Source organism: Alicyclobacillus vulcanalis (assembly GCF_900156755.1).
Taxonomy (GTDB): domain Bacteria; phylum Bacillota; class Bacilli; order Alicyclobacillales; family Alicyclobacillaceae; genus Alicyclobacillus; species Alicyclobacillus vulcanalis.
The window spans coordinates 330,701-350,652 of sequence record NZ_FTOO01000002.1; the positions used below are offsets into that span (position 1 = coordinate 330,701).

14 protein-coding genes are annotated in these 19,952 nt (G+C 65.2%); 6 read left to right on the top strand and 8 right to left on the bottom strand.

Going from position 1 to position 19,952, the window contains the following annotated elements; all coding sequences use genetic code 11:
* Nucleotides 1-57: 57 nt before the first annotated feature.
* Nucleotides 58-1,500 carry a methyltransferase RsmF C-terminal domain-like protein gene (locus BW934_RS04015; protein WP_076345324.1) on the top strand — a complete coding sequence of 481 codons (1,443 nt, stop codon included), beginning with the start codon at nucleotides 58-60 and terminating at the stop codon, nucleotides 1,498-1,500.
* Here the strand turns inward: BW934_RS04015 and BW934_RS04020 are convergent.
* From BW934_RS04020 to BW934_RS04040, 5 genes are all read right to left on the bottom strand, one after another.
* On the bottom strand, nucleotides 1,422-2,342 hold the full coding sequence (locus BW934_RS04020; protein WP_076345326.1) for a 3-hydroxyacyl-CoA dehydrogenase family protein: 921 nt from the start codon (nucleotides 2,340-2,342) through the stop codon (nucleotides 1,422-1,424). The genes BW934_RS04015 and BW934_RS04020 overlap by 79 nt on opposite strands.
* 247 nt (nucleotides 2,343-2,589) lie before the next feature.
* Complete coding sequence (locus tag BW934_RS04025; protein WP_076345328.1) at nucleotides 2,590-3,366, bottom strand: SDR family oxidoreductase; 777 nt, start codon at nucleotides 3,364-3,366, stop codon at nucleotides 2,590-2,592.
* A gap of 40 nt (nucleotides 3,367-3,406) precedes the next feature.
* On the bottom strand, nucleotides 3,407-3,706 hold the full coding sequence (locus tag BW934_RS04030; RefSeq protein ID WP_076345330.1) for a hypothetical protein: 300 nt from the start codon (nucleotides 3,704-3,706) through the stop codon (nucleotides 3,407-3,409).
* A 176-nt stretch (nucleotides 3,707-3,882) separates the two neighbouring features.
* Nucleotides 3,883-5,181: an MFS transporter gene (locus BW934_RS04035; protein ID WP_076345332.1), complete on the bottom strand. Its 1,299-nt coding sequence runs from the start codon at nucleotides 5,179-5,181 to the stop codon at nucleotides 3,883-3,885.
* Between the two features lie 15 nt (nucleotides 5,182-5,196).
* Nucleotides 5,197-5,949, bottom strand: a complete 753-nt coding sequence (locus BW934_RS04040; protein WP_076345334.1) for a PIG-L deacetylase family protein — start codon at nucleotides 5,947-5,949, stop codon at nucleotides 5,197-5,199.
* Between the two features lie 139 nt (nucleotides 5,950-6,088).
* Here BW934_RS04040 and BW934_RS04045 point away from each other — a divergent pair, with 139 nt between their 5' ends.
* The 4 genes from BW934_RS04045 to BW934_RS04060 all read left to right on the top strand — a co-directional run bounded on the left by BW934_RS04045 (nucleotide 6,089) and on the right by BW934_RS04060 (nucleotide 10,498).
* Nucleotides 6,089-7,039: an aldo/keto reductase family protein gene (locus BW934_RS04045; RefSeq protein WP_076345336.1), complete on the top strand. Its 951-nt coding sequence runs from the start codon at nucleotides 6,089-6,091 to the stop codon at nucleotides 7,037-7,039.
* Nucleotides 7,040-7,068: 29 nt separating this feature from the next.
* Nucleotides 7,069-8,352, top strand: a complete 1,284-nt coding sequence (locus tag BW934_RS04050) for a molybdopterin molybdotransferase MoeA (protein ID WP_076345338.1) — start codon at nucleotides 7,069-7,071, stop codon at nucleotides 8,350-8,352.
* 48 nt (nucleotides 8,353-8,400) lie between these two features.
* A complete protein-coding gene (gene galU / locus BW934_RS04055) occupies nucleotides 8,401-9,291 on the top strand; it encodes a UTP--glucose-1-phosphate uridylyltransferase GalU (protein ID WP_076345426.1) in 891 nt (296 codons plus the stop codon).
* 193 nt (nucleotides 9,292-9,484) lie between these two features.
* Nucleotides 9,485-10,498, top strand: a complete 1,014-nt coding sequence (locus BW934_RS04060) for a C40 family peptidase (protein ID WP_234969541.1) — start codon at nucleotides 9,485-9,487, stop codon at nucleotides 10,496-10,498.
* A 101-nt stretch (nucleotides 10,499-10,599) separates the two neighbouring features.
* Here BW934_RS04060 and BW934_RS04065 read toward each other — a convergent pair whose 3' ends face one another.
* From BW934_RS04065 to BW934_RS04075, 3 genes are all read right to left on the bottom strand, one after another.
* Entirely contained in the window at nucleotides 10,600-11,088 is a 489-nt protein-coding gene (locus BW934_RS04065; RefSeq protein ID WP_076345342.1) for a hypothetical protein, read from the bottom strand.
* A gap of 127 nt (nucleotides 11,089-11,215) precedes the next feature.
* Nucleotides 11,216-14,995, bottom strand: coding sequence for a UvrD-helicase domain-containing protein (locus BW934_RS04070; RefSeq protein WP_076345344.1), 3,780 nt, complete (start codon nucleotides 14,993-14,995; stop codon nucleotides 11,216-11,218).
* Nucleotides 14,992-18,516 carry a PD-(D/E)XK nuclease family protein gene (locus tag BW934_RS04075; protein ID WP_076345346.1) on the bottom strand — a complete coding sequence of 1,175 codons (3,525 nt, stop codon included), beginning with the start codon at nucleotides 18,514-18,516 and terminating at the stop codon, nucleotides 14,992-14,994. The genes BW934_RS04070 and BW934_RS04075 overlap by 4 nt, the downstream gene beginning before the upstream one ends.
* 109 nt (nucleotides 18,517-18,625) lie before the next feature.
* On the opposite strand from BW934_RS04075, the gene BW934_RS04080 reads away from it, so the two are divergent.
* Complete coding sequence (locus BW934_RS04080; RefSeq protein ID WP_076345348.1) at nucleotides 18,626-19,840, top strand: MFS transporter; 1,215 nt, start codon at nucleotides 18,626-18,628, stop codon at nucleotides 19,838-19,840.
* Nucleotides 19,841-19,952 lie beyond the last annotated feature (112 nt).

Below are 19,952 nucleotides of genomic sequence, written 5' to 3' on the forward strand. Positions count from 1 at the left end.
ACCCCTCTGGCATTCTAGCGTTGGAACTGCGCGCGGACAAGCGAGGAGGAACAGCCCATGCGCGTCGCACCCGACATTCCCGAGCACTTTATCAAACAAATGGAAACCTGGATGGGCCCGGAGGCGCGCGATCTCGTCGAGGCGATGACCGGCAGACCGTGGCGAGGGCTCCGCTATGCCGCCGTCGCGAATCCGCACGGGTCGCTTCCCGCGGGCCTCGCGCCATTTTTAGGAGAACGCATCCCGTGGACAGACGACGGGCACTATCTTTCTCCAGGCGTATCCCTCGGCTACACGGTGCTCCATCAGGCAGGGGCGTTTTATCTGCAAGACCCGTCCGCCATGGCGGTGGCTGTCGCGCTCGACCCGAAGCCAGGCGAGCGCATTCTCGACCTGTGTGCCGCTCCGGGAGGCAAGACCACCTACGCCGCGCTCCTCGCCGCCCGCCGCGGGGGCGCGCACATCGTCGCGAACGACATCCACCGCGACCGGGTGGTCACGCTCGCCGAGAACGCCGAACGCGTCGGCGCCCCGTGCGCCATTGTCAATGAGTCCCCCGCCGCCCTGGCGGAGGCATGGCCACAGGCGTTTGACGCCGTTGTCGTCGACGCGCCGTGCTCGGGCGAGGGCATGTTTCGGAAAGATCCGGCGGTGCGCAAGGAGTGGCACCCGGATGCGCCGGCCAAGTTTCAGGCGCTGCAAAAGGACATCCTCGCGCATGCGCTCGCTGTGTTGCGACCTGGCGGCAGGCTCGTCTACTCGACCTGCACGTTGAACCCGTTGGAGAACGAACACGTCATCGCGTGGCTCCTCGAACACTTTCCCGTGGAACTCGAGCCTTTGCCCGATTGGCCAGAGTGGAGCCCGGCCCGTTCGGATTGGGCGCAAGGACGCGTGGAAATGGAAGGCGCCAAACGGCTCTGGCCGCATCTCGGGCGAGGGGAAGGTCACTTCGTGGCACGGCTTCGCCTGCACGAGCCAATCGCCGCCGCGAGACGGCGCTCTCGAGCCAAGGCCGGCCAGAGCTTGCTGTCGGACAAGACGTGGAGTGCGTGGCTTTCGTCGCTGTTGACCGACGTGCCCGATGCCTGGCGGCAGACGCGCGTTCAGAAGACCGTCGTCTTTGCGGATGCGCTCGGCGATCTCGCCGTGGACGGCCTCCGCATCTTGCGACCGGGCCCCCCGCTCGCCGAGCGCAAAGGCCAAGTTTTTGTCCCGCATCACGCGGCCTCCCGCCTCGTGGCGCCGGGAGGTTTCCGGGCGACCGTCGAAGTCGATGAGGAAACCGCCATTCGCTACCTCGCGGGCGAACCGCTGTCCATGCCGGCGAACGTGGCGCAAGATGCGTCGTTTTTCGCCGTGGCGCACGAAGGATTTCACCTCGGGTTTGCCAAGCGCGCCCCCGGGCGGCTCAACAACCTCTATCCGAGGGGGCTTCGCTCCACGCGCATCGAATCGCTCGCCGCGCTTGCCGGAGCCGCGGGCTCGTCCTCGTCGTAGACGTAAAACCCCTCCCCGCTCTTGCGCCCGAGCTTTCCAGCGCGCACCATTTGCCGCAACAGGCGCGGCGGGAGGTAGCGGCTATCCCCCGTCTCGCGGGCGAGCTTTTCGCTGATGGCCAGGACGTGATCGAGCCCCATGCGATCCGCCAGCTGCAGCGGACCAATGGGATGTTGCAGGGCGAGGCGCATGGCCTCGTCGATGTCCTGTGCGGTCGCGACGCCCTCCTGCAGTGCGCGAATGCCCTCGTGAATGAACGGGATGAGGAGGCGCTGCACGAGAAAGGGCGGGACATCGATGGTCTGAATGGGCGTGAGCCCGGCGCGCTTGCAGAACCGGAGCGCGAGTTCATGCGCCTCCTCGCAGGTGACGTAGCCGCGCACCACCTCGACGACGCGCGAAGACGTCGGAGGCTGCGGAAAATGGAGCCCCAAAAACCACTCCGGGCGCGAGGTGGCACCCGAGAGTTCCGTGATGGAAAAGGTCGACGTGGTCGTGGCCAACACGGCCTGGGCGGGGGCATACTTATCGATCTCGCGCCACAACGCGCGTTTCGCCTCGAATTCCTCTGGAATGGCCTCGATGACGAGATCGGCCGCGCAGGCGGACTCCAGCCGGGACACCGTGCGGATGCGCCGCAGGACTTCCTCCATCTCTCCGGCCGTAAGTCCATAGTGGCGCGCGCGCGCGGCCAGCCGCTGCCCCATGTGGAGAAGCGAGCGCTCCAGCACGTCCTCGGACGTGTCGTACAACTGCACCCGCATCCCGCCAAGCGCGGCGGCCATCGCGACGCCTCGGCCGATGAAGCCCGCTCCGATGACTCCGACGGATTGAACGTCCACCGATGTTCCCCCTTCCGCCCCAAGACGCGGGCGGTTCAGCTGTTGGATTGCATAGGACAGGAGAGAAACTCAAAACCTGTGAAGTGCAAAACGATCCGCTTGCCATGAGAGGAGGACGCTTGATGCGCGACAGCACCTTCTACCTCATTGCGGCAGCGTGTTTCGCCGCTTACCTCACGTGGCGCCTCTCTGATGGCCTGAGGCGCTCCTTGAGAGAGCGCGATCGCGCCCATGATGAGCCAAAGCCTTAGGATTCCGGCCTGCGCGGGAACGAGTCCTTGGCCACAATTTCGCGGGCGCCGGTCACTTCGAGCACGGTACCGTTGATTTCCTGACTGTCCTCGCGCAAAAACCATTCCACAGCGCGGGCTACGTCTTCTCCGACCGGCGGCCGCAATCCTTCTTCCGTGCGCACATCTTGGACATCCTCGATCATCCTCATCTTATCCTCGCCGCGGATATCTCCAGGACACACCATGTTGGCGGTGATGCCGTACATGCGCTCCTCGCGCGCGATGGAACGCGTGAGCGCCGCGAGTCCTGACTTGGCCGCCGCGTACGCTGCGCGAAAGCGCCAGCCGCGCGCGTCTCCAGCGCCGTCGTACCCGACGGTGACGAAGCGGCCAAAGCGGCGGGCTCGCATGTCGTGGACGGTCGCACGGTACAGCCAGAAGAAGTTCGTCAGATTGCCGTCCATCATGCGGCTCCACATCTCGTCGTCGTAATCCGCGAGCGGACGGCGCTCGAACACGAACGGGCCGAAGTTGTGCACGACCGCGTCGATGCGGCCCAACGCGCCCTTCGCGGCGGAGACGGCCTCTTGGATCGCGTCGCGGTCAAAGAGGTTACAGTGAATCGGCAGTGCGCGGCGTCCCATGGCCTCCACCTTTTGCGCGAGCGCCACGGCCTCCTGCTGGCTTTTCCCATAGGTAAACGCCACGTCCCACCCGGATTGCGCCAACGTGAGCACCGCGCTGTGGCCTAAACCCTTCGCGCCGGACGTGATGAACACCACTTTTGCCACAGCTTGTCCTCCTTTCAAGCGTGGGGTGGGGGGAATCCCCTCACCACCACCAGCCTCCCCACCACCAAGGTGCGAGCGCCAAAGCCGCAGCCCATGGAATGAAAATGAGCGGCCAGAGCCACCACGCCGTCTCTGGATCGAGCGATTGCGCGCTTTGATCGAGCGTCTGCACGTCGATCTCGCCGGTACCTCCCGCAAGGCGTGCGCCTGGCCGGTACACGCGCAGGTACAGGCCGCGATCGTCCATATGATGAAGCACGCCGCGGTGGACGCCGTTGGGCGTGTGCACGACCACAGGCCGTCCGACGTAATTGCGGGCGACAGACCTCAAATCCGCCACAGTCCATCCCTCCCTCGCTGCGTTTGCTTTACGCTACGCAGCGACCGAGGAAACAGGGTGGACGAAACGGAAGGGCGAGCGCGGAAGGGCGCAGGATTCACCCAATTTCCACTCATTGTACGGGTTTTCCCGGATCGAGGCCAGCCCCTGAGATGGCGCGATGTTCGCGACCGCCGTCAGTGCGGGCGCGTTCGGTCGTACACGCGCATGCATACGAAGGCGGCGGCGAGGAAGGCCGCGGGGACGAGGCCGAGCAGAATGCGAAATCCTTCGACGGCGCTTGGAGGCTGTGCACTCGCGCCCGCACGGTATCCGGACAGCGCAAAAAAGACGGCCATCACGGCGTACTGAAGCGAGAGCCCTAGCCGCACGATGCACCCGTTGACGCCGAGGTACATCCCTTCCCGCCGCCTCCCCGTCCACCGAGCGTCGAGATCGATGACTTCCGCCAACAGCATGTTCAAAAGCACCATGAACCCAGCGACGGGCACGCCGAGCAAGAGACCGGTGACGAGCACGGACGCCGGCGATCGGTCGACGAGCAAGAGCGCCTCCACGCAGGCGTAGAGGACGATGGCGGCCATCGCAGCTCGCGACGCGCTGTAGCGAAGGGCGGCGCGCGCCCAGACGAAGGCGACGGGCATGGCCACGATGAAAATACCGCCGAGAAAAATGGAGTTTTGCAGCGGACTCAGGCGCACCACGTAGGTCGTGTAAAACGACGAGGCGGTGGTGAAAAGCGTCGTGGTGAATTGGACGAGGAAACTCGCGATGACGTACCAGATGAACGCTCGGTTGCGAAAGGTCTCCCGCAGGGCCTGACCCCAGGAAAAAGGTGGCGCCGGGTCCTTCGACTCGAAGCTGCCCCAGAGCGATACGTAGAGCGAAGCGATGGCCACACCGGCGAACAGCCACGCCATGCGGGACCAGCCAAGCGACTGCCCGAACGACTTCGACAAAGCCACCCCGGCGATGAGTCCCACGATGCCAAACACCTGCTGCAGCGCCGAGACAAAGGCGCGATCGCGCGGGTCCGGATACATCTCGGGATAGAGCGCATTCGCATTGAGGGCGGTGAAGGTGAAGGAAAGGTCGAATAGGAACGTCATGCCCAGGAAATACGCGACGAGGCCCGTCTCTCCGAGATGAGGCGGAGAAAACAACAGGGCGAAACAGACCGCGTAGGGTACGGACGCGATGGCCACGTAGGGAATGCGCCGGCCGAAGCGCGTCCTCGTCCGGTCGCTCACGTGCCCCGCGACGAGGTTGAACAGGGCGTTGAGGACACCGTAGACGATGAGCCCTGTCGACAGCTGAACCGCGGAAACGCCGTGGTAGGCGACGTAATCGTAGACGGCGACGGCGTTAAACGCCTGCCAGAGCATGTTGACCGCAATTTGGTTGGCGGCGTCCGCGGTCTTTCGGGCCGCGGACGGACGCGGCGTCACGGGAGGATTGAGGCCGACTTGCGCCATGGATACGCCTCCGTTTCAACTGGACATGGCCTGAGGGAAGAAATGAAGCTGGCGCGGAGACAGCAGTTTGAACGCTTCCGCCAGCCGCCCGTTTCCCGCGTTGCCAAGCCACCTCTCTGCGGCCTGCCGCGCCTCGTACTCGAAGTACGCCTTGAGCGCAGGCCATTCCGGCGTGTCAAACTGACTTCTGTGCGCTTCAATGGCCTGGATTTTGTAAGCCCAGTGGTCGGTCACGTCGACGGCGGTGTTGGCAAACGCGCTCGCATAAAACGCAAACATCCGCGGGACGTAGGGAGGAGAACCCTGCGGCACCGTGAGGCTGGCGAGGCGAACCGCACACTGCGCCACAGCCCGCCCCACCTTGAGATGATCTGGGTGCGCCTCGTAGGGCGTCCAGGGGTCGACCGTGACGACCACTTCCGGCCGAAGCTCCAGAAGCACGGGGATCAGCCTCGCGACGACGTCCTCCTCGGCGTACGAGCCTAAGTCTTCGAAACCGAATTCGATGTGTTCGCGGACGCCGAGCGCCTTGCAGGCGGCCTCCAGCTCCGCTTGCCGCCGGCGCGCGAGCGCCTCGGGCTCTGTGCCGCCCATCGCCCCATAGCGTCCGTCCGTCACGGTCACGCTGACGACGCGGCATCCTTTGGCCGCGAGCTTCGCCATCGTCCCGCCCGCTCCGACCTCGTTGTCGTCTGGATGCGGCTGGACAAAGAGCGCGGATCCCACTTCATCAAGCGCTTTCAAACCAAGCAAGGCGCGCAGATCCATACGAGTCCTCCCGTCGACTTGTCGCTCGATTTGTATGTACGCTTGCATTCGACGCCGGGCGCGAGAAATCCTGTGGCGAGGAAAGCGGTTTTGCCTTCGCAGAAAAAGCCAGTACAATGGGTGCGGAGGTGTCCGCACCATGAAGTACCGTAGACTCGGAAAGAGCGGACTCAAAGTGTCCGAAATTGCGCTTGGCAGCTGGCTGACGTATGGAACCGTCACGGAGCGGGAGCAGGCCATCGCGTGCGTGCGCAAAGCGTATGAATTGGGCATCAATCACTTCGACTGCGCGAACGTGTACGGCGCGAAACCTCACGCCGCCGAAGAAGTGATGCGCGAAGCGCTGTCGCCCTTCCCGCGGGAGAGCTACGTGATCACGACGAAAGCGTTTTGGCCGGTCGGACAGGGCCCCAACGACCGAGGGTTGAGCCGCAAGCACATTGTGGAACAGGTCCACCAGAGCCTGAAGGCGCTCGGCGTGGAATACATCGACATCTTCTACTTCCACCGCTACGACGCGGAGACCGACCTCGAGGAAAGCCTGCGCGCCGTGGACGACCTGATCACCCAGGGCAAAATCTTGTACGCCGGATTCAGCGAGTGGCCGGCCGACAAGATCGCGGAAGGCGTCCGGCTCCAGCGCGAGCTGGGGCTGCACAAGTTCGCCGCGAGTCAGCCCATCTACAACATGTTCGAGCGCTACATCGAAGCCGCCGTGGTGCCCATCTGTGAGACGGCCGGGATCGGCCAGGTGGTGTTCTCGCCGCTCGCGCAGGGCGTCTTGACCGGGAAGTACCGCAAGGGCCAGCCCGCGCCCGCCGGATCGCGCCTCGCCACGCCCGGCGTGAATCAGTTCATGAGGGTGACCGATGAGGTCCTCGACAAGGTCGAGCAGCTCGCGCGCATCGCCCAGGAGGCGGGACTCTCGCTGGCTCAGCTTGCGCTCGCGTGGACCCTTCGCCTGCCCAACGTCGCGAGCGCGCTCATCGGAGCAAGCCGCCCCGAACAGGTCGAGGAAAACGCGAAGGCCTCCGGCGTGACGCTGACAGACGATGTGCTCTCGCGCATTGAACAGGTGTTGGCCAACTGACCACGCGCAGGCGAACTGAGGGAAGCGCAATGGAACTCGTGACGTTCGACGAGGCCTGGGCGCGGCTTGCAGGCCACCTTCCCGATCCCGGTGAGGAGCAAGTGAGCTCATGGGACAGGGACGAGCCTCGCTGGCTCGCGCGCGACGTGACGGCGGCAGTGGACCTGCCGCCGTTTTCTCGCTCGATGATGGATGGATATGCAATTCACGAAGCGGATCTTCACGCCACCTCTCCCCTCGCCGTGGTGGGCGACGTGCGCGCGGGGGACGCGCCGACGATGTCGGTGTCTCCCGGACAAGTCGTCCGCGTGCGCACCGGCGCTCCCGTCCCTCCGAGGACCGCGGCGGTGGTGCGGCAAGAGTGGGTGGAGGCAGAGGGTGATGCCATCCGCCTCCTGCGCCCCGTGCCTCAGGGCGAATCCGTGCAACCCCAAGGCGACGATGCGCGCCGCGGCGACGTCATCGCCCGCACGGGTCAACTTCTGGACGGCCAGACGCAGGCCGTGTTGCGCGCGGCCGGGGTGCACACGGTTTGGTGCCGCAGGCGGCTCACGGCGGCAATCCTCGCGACGGGATCCGAGCTCGTGGCGCGGCCTGAGTCTGCCGCGCACGTGGAGCGCGGCCGGGTGTTTGCAGCGACGGACGCATTCCTCAGGTCAACGCTTTGCGCGCTTGGCATGGACGTGATCGCCGTGGAACACTGCGTCGATGATCGACACGCGATTCTCATGGCGGTGGAACGCCTCACTTCCGCTGCGGATCTCGTGCTCATCACGGGCGGAGCCTCGGTGGGAGACGCAGACTTCGCGCGCGACGCCATCTCTGCCCTTCGCAGCCCATGCCCGCTTTTGTTCGATCGCGTCCTCATGCGGCCTGGAAGTCCGTTTCTCGCTCGGCCCACGTCCAAGGGCTTTGTGTTTGGCTTGTCGGGCAATCCTGCGGCGGCGTACGTGCAATTCCACGCCCTCGTCGTGCCGTTTCTCTTGCGCTGGCTGGGGGCTCACCAAGCTCGCCCCTTCCCGCTTCGGGCTGTCCTGGACCGCGACGTGCGCATGAAACCGGTGAAGCACACGCGCGTGTTGCGCGGATGTTTGCGGCTATGCGGCACCACGCTCGCGTTTCACCCGGAGGACAGGCAGTCGTCGGGGAGCCTGTCGGGACTCGTCTCGACGGACGCCATCGCGAGAATGGACGCGGACGAAATGGCTCAGGGCGAGGTGGTGCCCGTGGCCTGGACCCGAGGTTGGCTCCCTTCGCTCAGCCTGATGCCAATTCCAGATACAGGCGTGGCGCAAACGGTGCAAGATGGCTAAAATATGGAGGACAGGCCGATGGGTGCGAAAATCGCAGAGGTGAAGCATATGAAGGTGCGAAAGGCGGTCATTCCGGCCGCGGGATTTGGGACGCGGATGTTGCCGGCGACAAAGGCCGTGCCGAAAGAGATGCTGCCCATCCTGAACAAGCCCTGCATTCAATACATTGTGGAAGAGGCGGTATACTCAGGGATTGAAGAAATTCTCATCATCACGGGCCGCGCAAAGAAAGCCATTGAAGACCACTTTGACCGGTCGCCGGAATTGGAGCTGCACCTGGAGCAAAGCCGAAAGTCCAACATGCTGACCGAGGTTCAGGCCATTTCGGACCTGGTCAACATTCACTACGTGCGCCAGAAGACGCCGCTCGGCCTCGGCCATGCCATCTTGTGCGCTCGGTCCTTCGTCGGCGGAGAGCCGTTTGCGGTCCTTCTCGGTGATGACATCATCCAGTCGGACGAGCCCGTCGTCCGCCAATTGATGAAACAGTATACGGATCCTTCGCGAGCGCTCCTCGGCGTGCAGCCCGTGCCCGCGACCGACGTCTCGAAATACGGCATCATTGAGCCTGCTCGGTTGGTGGTCGGACCGGAGCCTGTGCCCGTCCGCCGTTTGATTGAGAAACCCAGTGAGGCTGAAGCGCCCTCCAATTTTGCGGTCCTCGGACGATACATACTGCCCCCGTCCATTTTTGATGCGCTCGAGCAGACGCCCATCGGCCACGGCGGCGAGCTCCAGCTCACCGACGCGCTGCAGAAGCTCGCGGCCATGGGCCTCGTCGACGCGTACCAGTTCGAAGGCGTGCGGCACGACATTGGCAACCTTGAGGGTTGGCTGAAGGCGAATTTGGCCTTTGGCCTCGAAGATCCGAAACTGGCGTCCTCCATGCGCAAGTGGCTGATGGACGACCGCGTGCAAAGCCGACTGGCCAATTATTGAGGTGCATGGCCTGACGCGCCGGGACCCGCGGGCATCCGGCGCACAGGCTATCCCTGTGCCATTGACATCGACGCACTTCTAGACTTTTACTTGGATGCTTTTTCTCTGGTTTCATTTACATAGAGGAATCTCTCCGATCTCGCTCGAAATCGAACTTTGTCAAAAAAGTTTTGATTTCGAGAGGATGGAGAGCATGAGACGACCGAGCGCTTGGATGTGCACCGCCCTCACCATCACCTTCGCCGCGCTTGGCCAAGCCACCGTATGGGCATCGTCGGAGCCCCAGCCGACCACGTACACCGTCCACCAAGGTGATACGCTCTATCGAATTGCGACAGCCAACCATGTCCCGCTGAGCGCCGTGGTCCTGGCAAATCCTCAGCTTTCAAACCCGAACCAAATCGCGCCAGGTGAGACGCTCACCCTACCCACGCCTTACATCGTTCAACCGGGAGACACGGTCTACCTCATCGCCACATCCCATCACCTCACGGTCTCGGCCATTCTTCAGGCCAATCCGGGCATTCAACCGCTCGATCTGCTGGTGGGCGAGACGATTTATCTGCCCATTCCTGCGTCGAACAGCGCGCCTACCCCTCCGCCCGCGACGGCCAATCCAACTTCAAGCACGGGCCCGTCCGCGTCAGGCTCTGGGCCCTCGTCCACGACAGGCACGGGCCAATCGGCGACGAGCGCAGGCGCCTCTTCCACCTCAAGCGCCGGCCAGCCGGCGACGAGCGCGGGCGCCTCTTCCACCTCAAGCGCCGGCCAGTCGGCGACCCCCGTGAGTCAAGCGCAACTTCGCCAGGCCATTCTGACTTATGCGAAATCGTTCCTCGGCACGCCGTACACGTGGGGCGGCGACACGCCGCAGACGGGATTTGACTGCTCGGGCTTCGTCGAGTACGTGTTTGCACATTTCGGAATTCAACTGCCGCGCGAATCCCATGACCAAGCCACCGTCGGCACGCCCGTGAGTATGGCCAATCTTCAACCTGGCGATCTGCTGTTCTTCTCGGACACCGACAGCAACGCCGCGCTCTACGCCAATCACGTGACGCACGTCGGCATTTACATGGGCAACGGGGCGATGATTGAGTCGTCCTCTGCCCACAACGGCGAGGGCGTCGTCATTGTGCAAAACGTCTTTCAGAACCCCTACTACGTCGCGCACTACTACGGAGCGCGAGACGTGATCGGTGGGTGAAGCGGGGCGCAGCCGAGCGCGGGGGCCGAGGCGGTTTGCCTCAGCCCCTTCCGTCGTCGTAACGCCGCCTCGGCGTTCTTCGTCCGCCGACGCGCCGTCCGTCATCGGACGCCCCACCAGACCACGTCTCGGCGGAACGCGATGATGGAAAGTCCCACATACACGACGACGATGCAGATGAAGTTTAACACGGGGATCCCGACGCCCGCGTAGAAATACCCGAACACCGGGCTCATGCCAAAACCTCGAAACAGCCGCGCAAACCACGTCGCGATGATGATGGCGGCGATGGTCGTGCAGACGATGAACGGCCACCGGAATGCATCATACGCGTGTGGCGGCGAGAGGATGAGACCGATGGCGCCAATGACCATGGGCACGAGAACCCACCATCCACGCATGCCGATAGCATTCAGCATCTTGATGGAGTTGTACACGGGAATCCACGCTGCCCACGGTTTGCTCACGCCCGTCTTTTTCAGCACCCGATAAAACACAATGGACGCATAGATATAGACCGCGAGGCCAATGACGAACGCAATGAGACCCACGATGAGAAAAAAGATGGCCGGTACAGCCTGCTGAACCACACTTCCCCTCCTCTCCTACCCGCTTGCGTAGCCCCCCACAGGCCCAACATATCAAAGGCAGGAAGAAAGATCAATGTGTGGTTCAGCAACCATCTGGCTTACGCGGCCTCCCGCGTCTGGGAAGCTTTTAACGCCCATGCGCTTCGCGCTGCGCCACCTCCTGCATGCGCAGGTCAAGCGCCTGCGCGCGCACGGCCCGCGCTGCTCGCGCCTGGACGAAGTAGAGATACACTTCGGGTTCCTCACCCACCGCTTCCTTGACCGCCGCCGCATACGTCGCGACCTGCGGCTCGTACGCCTGAACGAACCGGTCGAGATCGCCGGCATCTTCGACTTGATCCGTCTTGTAGTCGATCACGACGTACCCGCCGCTATCGCGGAGGAGACAGTCGATCACGCCCTGCACCACCACGGGCGCGCACGTGTCACCCGCTTGAACGTCGACCCGGTAGAAAAACGGCTGCTCGCGATACACCTCGTCCGCGAGAAGCACGCGCGCTCCGAGCGGCGAGGCGAAGAACGCCAGAACGTCCGCCGGATCGAGCGCAAGCCGCAGGCGCTCCTCGAGAAGGCCCTGTTCCACGAGCGCCTGGGCGGCGCGCGACACCTCGTCGGCGTCCGCGTAGCGAATCAGGGGCGCGCGCTGCATGAAGGTGTGGAACGCCACGCCCCGTTCGCGCGGCGAGGCGCCGCCGACGCGCAGAAAGGCCGGATCGTCGAGGATGGCGCTGGCCTGCCTGTGGCGGCGCAGCTCTCGCTCCGCGAACCATCTGCGGATGTCCGTGGCGGTCAGTTTGCTCGGCAGCGCGACGCGCGCCCGCGCTGCCGCTGGTTCCACGCGCACCACGCGATACATCCATGCTGCGCCCTTCCAGCGGCTGCGAAGCTCCCGGGCCGCCTCTTCCGGAGACGCGAACCGCTCGGCGCGAACCGCTGGCGCGCTCCTCGTGGCGGCCTGCTCCACCTCGCCCGCGGCTTCCGCCCCGGGGGCCAGGTCCTGCTTTGCGCCGTCGATCTCGACCTCGAGCTCAAACCGGACCCCCGGCACGTCCCAAGCGGCCACGTGCAAATCCGGCACCAGACTTCTGAGCCCTGCGCCGTCCGGATGGCGCATCAGCGCGGGCACAATCCAGGCGGCGTAGCTTTTGCCGCTGAAGAAGGCGTGCGGCGTCAGCCGCCCCGCTTCGTCGTGCGCATCACACGCGCGCTCGAGCTCCTCCACACGACCCACGTGCCCGACGAGCACAAGGCGCTCCTTCGCCCGCGTCAGCGCCACATACAGCACCCGCGCCTCTTCCGCGCGCGCGGCTTCCCGATTGGCTGCGTCCACCGCGATGGAAGGGATGGTCCGCCAGAACGTCCCCGTTTCCACGCACCCCACCGCCGCGCCGATGCCGAGGCGCCGGTTGAGCGCAATCGACGAGCGGTTGCGCGGGAATTGGCGGCCCAGGTTCAACACGTACACGTGTGGAAACTCGAGGCCCTTCGATCCGTGAATGGTCATGACGCTCACGCTGTCCGTGCTTCCGCCCTGCGCGTGGCCGAGATCGACATCCGCTTCCTCCATGCCCCTGACCATGGCCAGGAAGCTGTACAGATCCCCCGCGTGCGGCGCGTGGGCCTCCGCGAGCCGAATGAACTGCTCGAGATTCGCCGCTCGCAAAGCGCCCCTCGGCATGGCGCGCAAGTAGAGCTCGATCTCGGTGTCGCGCGCAATTTCGCGCATCAACTCGCCGGGCGGAAGCGCGTGCGCGCGGGATCGCCAATGCTCAAACCGCTCCCTCGCCGCGGCGAGCCGTTTCAGGGACGCCTGCAAGTCGCCTGAGACTTCGGCTTCGCCGCCCTGCTCGGCCATCTCCGACGCCTGACGCAGCGCGTGCCACAAGGGCCCGCGCGGGCGCACAATTCTCGCCGCGGCGAGATCCTCGTCGGCCAGCCCCACAAACGGCGATTTAAGGGCGGCTGCGAGCGCCAGGCTGTCGAGCGGGTTGTCGATCGCGGCCAAGAGGCACACCGCCCAGCGCACCTCCATCGCGCGGAAAAACCCGCTCGATGCGCGCGCCACTGCGGGAATCCCCCGCGAGGCGAGCACCTGGACCACGGTGTTCAGGCTCTCGCCGCCCGCGCGGAGAAGAATGGCGATGTCCTGGTAGCGCAGGGGCCGATGCGCCTGCGTGGCGCGATCGTACACAAGTTCGTTGCGCTCCATGGCGCGTGCGATCTCGTCCGCCACCCACATCGCTTCGATCTCCAGCTTTTGTCGGGCCACCTGCTCGTCTTCCCCGTCGCTCGCGTCGTCGCCTTGCTCGAGGGTGTCCTCGAGGTCTCCTACCGCATCGTCGTCCCCCGCGCCGCGATCGGCCGAGCCTTTCGCCGAGAAAAACAGCTTAACCCGAACGGGAGGAGGGGCTTTGTCCTCTTCGGGATACGGCGCCTCGGGCCTCATCTCGTGCCCGTCCTCGTAGTCGTAACCCGCGATCTCGGCGTGAAACAGCTGGCGGAACAGGTAATTGACGAAGTGAATGATGCCTCGCCGGCTGCGGTAATTGGCCGAGAGATCGATGGCCTCGCCGCCTGCTCCAGCCGCGTATCGCCGATACCGATCGAGAAACAGGCCCGGCTCGGCCATGCGGAAGCCGTAAATGCTCTGTTTCACGTCGCCCACCAGAAACAATCCGCCCGGGCGCGCGACGGCATCGACAATCGCGTCCTGAATCGGGCTGGTGTCTTGATACTCGTCGACAAACACGTACCGGTAGCGCGCGTGCACCGCGGCGCGAACGTGCTTCGCCTTCAGCAACGCATACGTCATGTGTTCAAGATCCGAAAACGACAGGCTGTTTTGTTCCTGCCGCCGCGACTTGGCGCAGCGGAGCGTATCGCGAGCGAGCGCCGCCAGCACCTCGATGTGCGGGCGAAGCGCGCGCACGTCCTTCTCGAGGTCGTCGCGGCCGCGACCGAGTACCTTCCGCAGCACCTTGAGTGCATCGGCCGCCTTGCTCCGCCAGACTTTGAACGAATCGTAGTCGCTCGACAGCCGGGCCGCGGTCCACTGGATGAGCGACCCGATCTCGCCGGGGTCGAACCCGGCGCTCGGGGCGGAGAGGCGCTTCATCGCCTCCTGGAGATTGGCACAAATGGTGTGGGCGCCTGCCATCACGTTCTCCGGCGCTCCCAAATGCTCGAGCTCCGCGAGGCCCCTCTGCATGTACGCGTGCGCGACGGCAATCTGCATGCGCGCCTCGCGGGCAAACGCCTCGCCGAAGGGATTCGACCACAGCTCATCCGCGTCATAGTGACTCACGATTTGATCCAGCCATGCCTCGGGGTCGACCTGGCTCAGGGCCACGTTGCACAGGTCGATCACGGCGCGCAACGCCTGCGGCTGACGATGAAGCCTGAGCGCGGTCAACGCATCGCTCAGCTGGCGAAATCGCTCGGCATCCTGCCCCCATTCGTCGAACACCTGCTCGGCGGCGCCGCGCAACAGGACGGCATCCTCTTCCCCGGACAGCACGCGAAAGCCCGGCGCGAGTTCCGCTTCGACGGCGTGATCGCGCAGGAGGGCAAGGCAGAAGCTGTGAATCGTGGAGATTTGCGCGTCGTGCACGCGGTGCGCCAGCCTCTGAAAGCGGCGCGCCTTTGCCGCGTCCCCACCCTGCAAGGCTTCAGCCGCGCACTCGCGCAGCCTGCGCGCGATGCGGGCGCGCATTTCTTCCGCCGCAGCCTCGGTGAACGTCATGACCAAGAGGGCGTCCATCCGCAGCTTGGGTTCCTCCTCGGCCAGGCGAGCGATGCGCTCCGCGAGCACGGCCGTCTTGCCCGATCCGGCGCCGGCCGAGACGACGATATTCCGACCGCGCGCGTGAATCGCGCGGTGTTGTTCGTGCGACCAATGGACGCTCATGATTCCGCCCTCCCCTCCGCGATCACGTCCTCAAACCGAAGCTTCGGCACGGCTCGGTACAAGTCGAAGTGATCCGCTCGCTCAAAGTGACACAGCGCGTTGTACGGGCAATGGGTGCAGCCGCTGTCCTCGTGGCTCAGGTGGTACGGCGATACCGTCACCTTGCCCGACGCGATGGCTTCGGCGGCCTCCTTCGCCCGGCGCTCGACGTGCCCGAGCACGGCCTGCCACTCCTCCTCGTGCCACGCCGTCGCGTTGGCCGCCCAGTCGCCATCTTTGCGAAACTGCTTGCTGTATAACACGCTGTCCCCACCCGGTGCGAGATCCTCGTGGACGCGCACCACGGCCGCCGGATCGCGCAGAAAGAATCCCTTGGCCCGGTATGCGCCAAGCGGCGACTCCTGGGTCTTGGGCGGCGCATCCAGTGGGTTGCGCTTTGCGGTGAGCGGCATGTAAAACACGCCGTACAACCGCGCGGGCTTGTCTTCGAGGGCCTCCGCCTCCCGCATGGCGATGGCCGCGTACAGAAGCAGTTGCAGCTGCAGCCCTCGGTGCACCTTCGCCGGGTGAAGCGCCGTCTCCGACGACTTGTAATCGTACACCGCGAGCGCAAGCTCCCCTTCGGCGAGCCGGTCGACGCGATCGATCCGGCCGTCGAGCAGCACGCGCGTGCCGTTCCACACGCCCATCTCGACGTCGCGAAACTCCTTTTCGAGCCACATGGGCCGCATCTGGCCGCGGGCGAGTTGCATCCAAATGGCCTGGACGACAAAGCCGAAGTGGCGCTCGCGGTAGGCCTTATAGACGGCGGCGTCTGTGCGCGACAGCGCCGCGTGGAGGCGGGTTTCTTCGGCGGCTTCCTCCAGCGCCTGTTTCGCCATGGCGGCCAGAGCCTGATCCAGCTCTGCGCCACTTCGCCCTGCGAGCCGCGGGTACGCCTCCGCCAGCTGCTGCGTGACCATCTGCACCGCCGTGTGGATCCAGGTGCCCGCGTCTCGTTCGGCCTCCGGCTGAAGTTCGAGCGGCTCGAGGCGAAGGCCGTACTGCGCGAAGTGTCGATACGGGCACTTGGCATGCGTCTCGAGGCAGCTCACGCTCACGCGGACGGGATCGCCATACAACGTCCTCACCCAGGCCGCGGGCATCTGCCAGGGCCGCGGGCGATGGCTCAGGCCCTGAAGGACGCGTTCAAACCGCGCTGCATCGCCTGCACCGGCGAAGACGTGCGTGAGGACGTCCTGCACCACATCTTCCTCAGCGATCCTCTCGAGCGGCACACCCGCGTGCATGCGGCTCAGCGCGTCGGCGAGAAGCCGCAACGCCTGCGCGGGATGGACGGGCATCGCCTCCGCTTTGCCCACACGCTCGATCGCGACCACGCCGCGATCGACGAGCGCGGCGACAGCCGGCGAGAGGTGCCGCTCGATGCCGCCGTCGCTCTCTGCACAGGTCACGACGAGCGCCTGCGCCGCCCGCGTCAGCACGCGGTAGGGCAGGCAGGCGAGGGCGCGCCGCTCGTCTTCCGACGTCCGGCCGAGCGGTCGCTGAAACACCTCGGCAAACGCGAGCCGCTCGTCGTCCCTCAGGATGCCGGCGGTTTCGATGCGCGGCGGCAGCGACGCGTCGTCCGCGCCCACGACAAAGACGCGGGGGCGCGCCCAATTGTCCGCGCGCGCGAAGTCGCACACGAACACGGCGTCGGCGTCGCTCGGAATCCGCGTCAATCGCACGGCGGCGAGCGACTCGAGGACGAGATCGGCCACCTCGCGGGAGGGCAGGGCGACCTCAGGCTGGAGCGTGGCGAGATCGTCCAAAAGTCCGGTCACCGCGCTCCATGCCTGCTCCTCCACCACGCTCGCCATGGGATCGCGCCCTTCGCCGGCTTGGCCGAGGCGAACGACATTGCGAGCGAGCGCTTCCTTGACGCCAAACGCCTCCATCAGCTGCCACAGGGCCCGGGCGACGTCCGCAGGGCGCACGAACGCCTGGGCAAACACTTCGACCGCAGGCGCGAGTCCCGCGGCCAACGCCCGCCTCTGTGCGTCGGCTTCCTCGTCCGTGAGGCCAGACTGCGATCGCGGCTGAAGCGCCGCAAACGCCCACGCTTCCGGCGCAAGCCAACTTTTGTGCCCCTGCACCCCGTGTTCGCGGAGGTACAGGTCAAACGCCTCGCGCCTTTTCACCCGCACAAGCGGACAACGCAGCAGTTGGGCGACGGCGTCGAGTCCAAATCCCGTGCGGGCCACCTGAATGGCGGCGCGCAACAGTTGCCCGACGGGGTGATCGGCGAGCGTCGAAAACCGGTCGATGGACACCGGCACCCCGCGCAGCTCCAGCTCGTCCGCGATGCTGCGCCCTGGGCCATCGAGGGCAGGGACGCACACCGCGATGTCGCGCGGCCTGACGCCCTCGCGATGAACGAGGTGCGCAATCTCGTCCGCCACCGCCCCAAGCTCTTCGGCGCGATCGCGAAACACGCTGACGCGCACCCCGCCGATGGGCTCGGCCTCACCTGGGGACTGACCCGCGAGCGCCCGCTCGAAGGCGACAAGCGGCGAGCCGCTGAAGCGGCCACCCGGTGCGCCGCTCGACAGGAGGCACAACGTCTGGGCGAGCGACGCCATGGCAAAGTCGCGCGCGCACTCGATCTGGTGATAGGCCTGAACGGCACACGACTCGCTCGGAAATTCGTCCTCGAACTGGTCCAGCCAGTCCGCGAGGTGCGGCCACGCCTCCACGAGTCGCTCGCCCTTGAGCCACGTGCGCCACTGCTCCTCGTCCAGGCCGATCTCGTCCCACGTGATGACGACCCGCCTCGCTCGCTGCGCGAGCGAGGCGATGAAGCGGCGCTCAGCGGGCAAAAAGCGGTGAAACCCGTCGAAATAGAGGGTCGCCTCCTCGAGCCACGCGACGTGCGCCGCGGCCTGCGCCGCGTCGGCGTACAGAAGGGCGGGATCGCCGAAGCCCGCTGCCTCCGCGAGCTGCTGATAACGAACGTAGAGCTTCAGGATATCGCCGAGCTTGCCAACCAGCGATTGATGAACCGCCCGCTGCTCCACCTCCACCTCGTCGGAGCGCGCCGCGGACATCTCGAGGAGCGCCGCGAGTTGCGCCGCGGACACCCCGTGTTCGGTCAACTCATCGAATGCGGCGAGGATATGGTGGTACAGCGAGGGATTTCGCACCGCGCGACGCAGAGGCCCGAGCTTGGTCCTCAACTCGTCGTATGCCGCGCGAAGCACCAGCTGTCGGCCGACCTGGGTGAGGCGTGGCCTGGCCATTCCGCCCTGGGCACACAGGCGATCCGCCAATCGCCGCATGGTGACGACCTCGACGCGAAACGCCGCCCGCAGCCGCTCCATGAGCTGCGTCTCTGCCGCGAATGCGGTGGACTCCGGGACCACCCAGAGGACCGGAGAACCAAAAGGTTGCGTCTGTTGAGCCAAGGCCAGCTCGCTCGCGATGCGCGACGACTTCCCGCTTCCCGCGGCTCCTATCCACCATTCCACTTGATGGGACATGGGTTTCCCTCCTCGCCAACCACCGTGGGTGAGCCGCGCGTGGGCGGCTGTCACCGTTCATCAGCCATCCACATATACCGTGGGTAAACGCACAAGTGAGGTGAGCACAGTGGTCGATCCCGTGTCTCTGCCGGCCAAACGCGTTTCGGCGGCCCGGATCCTCGTCTCCTCCGGCCTCGGCCTCCTGTTCGACGCGTTTGACGTGGGCATCCTGTCGTACGTCCTCGTGGTCCTGGCGAAACAGTGGCACCTGACGCACACGGTGACCGGCCTCGTCGGAAGTGTGAGTTCCCTCGGTATGGCCGTGGGATCCGCTCTCGCAGGTCTGTTGGCCGACCGCTTCGGCAGGCGCTCCTTGTTCCTCGTGACCATTCTGATCTACAGCCTCGCGACGGGCCTATCCGCGTTCGCAGCTGGCATCGGCATCTTCTTCGTGCTGCGGTTTTTTGTCGGCTTCGGACTCGGCGGAGAGCTGCCCGTTGCCACGACATACGTGCTCGAGTCTTCGCCGGACGAAGTCCGCGCCCGCCGCGTGGTGTTCCTCGAGTCGTTTTGGGCGGTGGGCTCTCTGGCCGCCGCGCTCGTGTCGTACTTCGTGATTCCAACCTCCGGCTGGCGCGTGGTGTTTCTCATCGGCGCCATCCCTGCGCTGTACACCATCGTGTTGCGCTTCGCCCTGCCGGAAGCCCCGCGTTACGCGCGCCTGGAGCGCCGGAGCACGCTCGGTGAATCGATTCGCAACATCTGGTCGCGCAAGCTGGGCCGCCGCTCGTTCGTGGCATCCGTCGTGTGGTTCGTGATGAATTACAGTTATTACGGCATGTTTTTGTGGCTGCCGTCCGTGCTCTACGACAAGGGGTACTCCCTCGTCCACAGCTTGGGATACTCGCTCATCATGACACTCGCTCAGATTCCAGGATACATGACGGCCGCATGGCTTGTCGAACGGTGGGGACGCAAGCGAACGCTCGTCACCGCCATGATCCTCACGGCGCTCTCGGCGCTTGCGTTTGGCTTTGCATGGAACACAGCGTCGCTTGTCGTCTTCGGGCTGTGTCTATCGTTCTTCATGCTCGCGGCCTTCGCCGGCACGTACGCGTTCACCGTCGAACAGTTCCCGACGATGTTTCGAGCGACGGGCATGGGGTGGGCGGCCGGATTTGGCCGATTCGGCAGTGCCATCGCACCGTTTGCCACCGGCTGGCTGCTCGGTGCGCACCTCGGTTACGGATGGGTGTTTGGGGTGTTTTTCGCTGTGCTGCTCATTGGCTTTATCATCGTGACAGCGCTCGGCAAAGAGACGAAGGGCGTGGCCTTGGAGTAAGTCGCCGATGGCCCATGGGCACGAGCAGCGCGATGCCCATGGGTCGAAGGCGCACGTTTGGGCTGAGACGTTTCGTGTTCCGCGGAGGGACCCACGCCGGCGAAGGTGTACG

Bases quoted from the DNA above. Each gene is read 5' to 3' on its own strand.
- BW934_RS04075 (WP_076345346.1), bottom strand. From the start codon at position 18,516: ATGTCCCATCAAGTGGAATGGTGGATAGGAGCCGCGGGAAGCGGGAAG.
- BW934_RS04070 (WP_076345344.1), bottom strand. From the start codon at position 14,995: ATGAGCGTCCATTGGTCGCACGAACAACACCGCGCGATTCACGCGCGC.
- BW934_RS04040 (WP_076345334.1), bottom strand. From the start codon at position 5,949: ATGGATCTGCGCGCCTTGCTTGGTTTGAAAGCGCTTGATGAAGTGGGA.
- BW934_RS04035 (WP_076345332.1), bottom strand. From the start codon at position 5,181: ATGGCGCAAGTCGGCCTCAATCCTCCCGTGACGCCGCGTCCGTCCGCG.
- BW934_RS04015 (WP_076345324.1), top strand. From the start codon at position 58: ATGCGCGTCGCACCCGACATTCCCGAGCACTTTATCAAACAAATGGAA.
- galU (WP_076345426.1), top strand. From the start codon at position 8,401: ATGAAGGTGCGAAAGGCGGTCATTCCGGCCGCGGGATTTGGGACGCGG.
- BW934_RS04050 (WP_076345338.1), top strand. From the start codon at position 7,069: ATGGAACTCGTGACGTTCGACGAGGCCTGGGCGCGGCTTGCAGGCCAC.
- BW934_RS04045 (WP_076345336.1), top strand. From the start codon at position 6,089: ATGAAGTACCGTAGACTCGGAAAGAGCGGACTCAAAGTGTCCGAAATT.
- BW934_RS04060 (WP_234969541.1), top strand. From the start codon at position 9,485: ATGAGACGACCGAGCGCTTGGATGTGCACCGCCCTCACCATCACCTTC.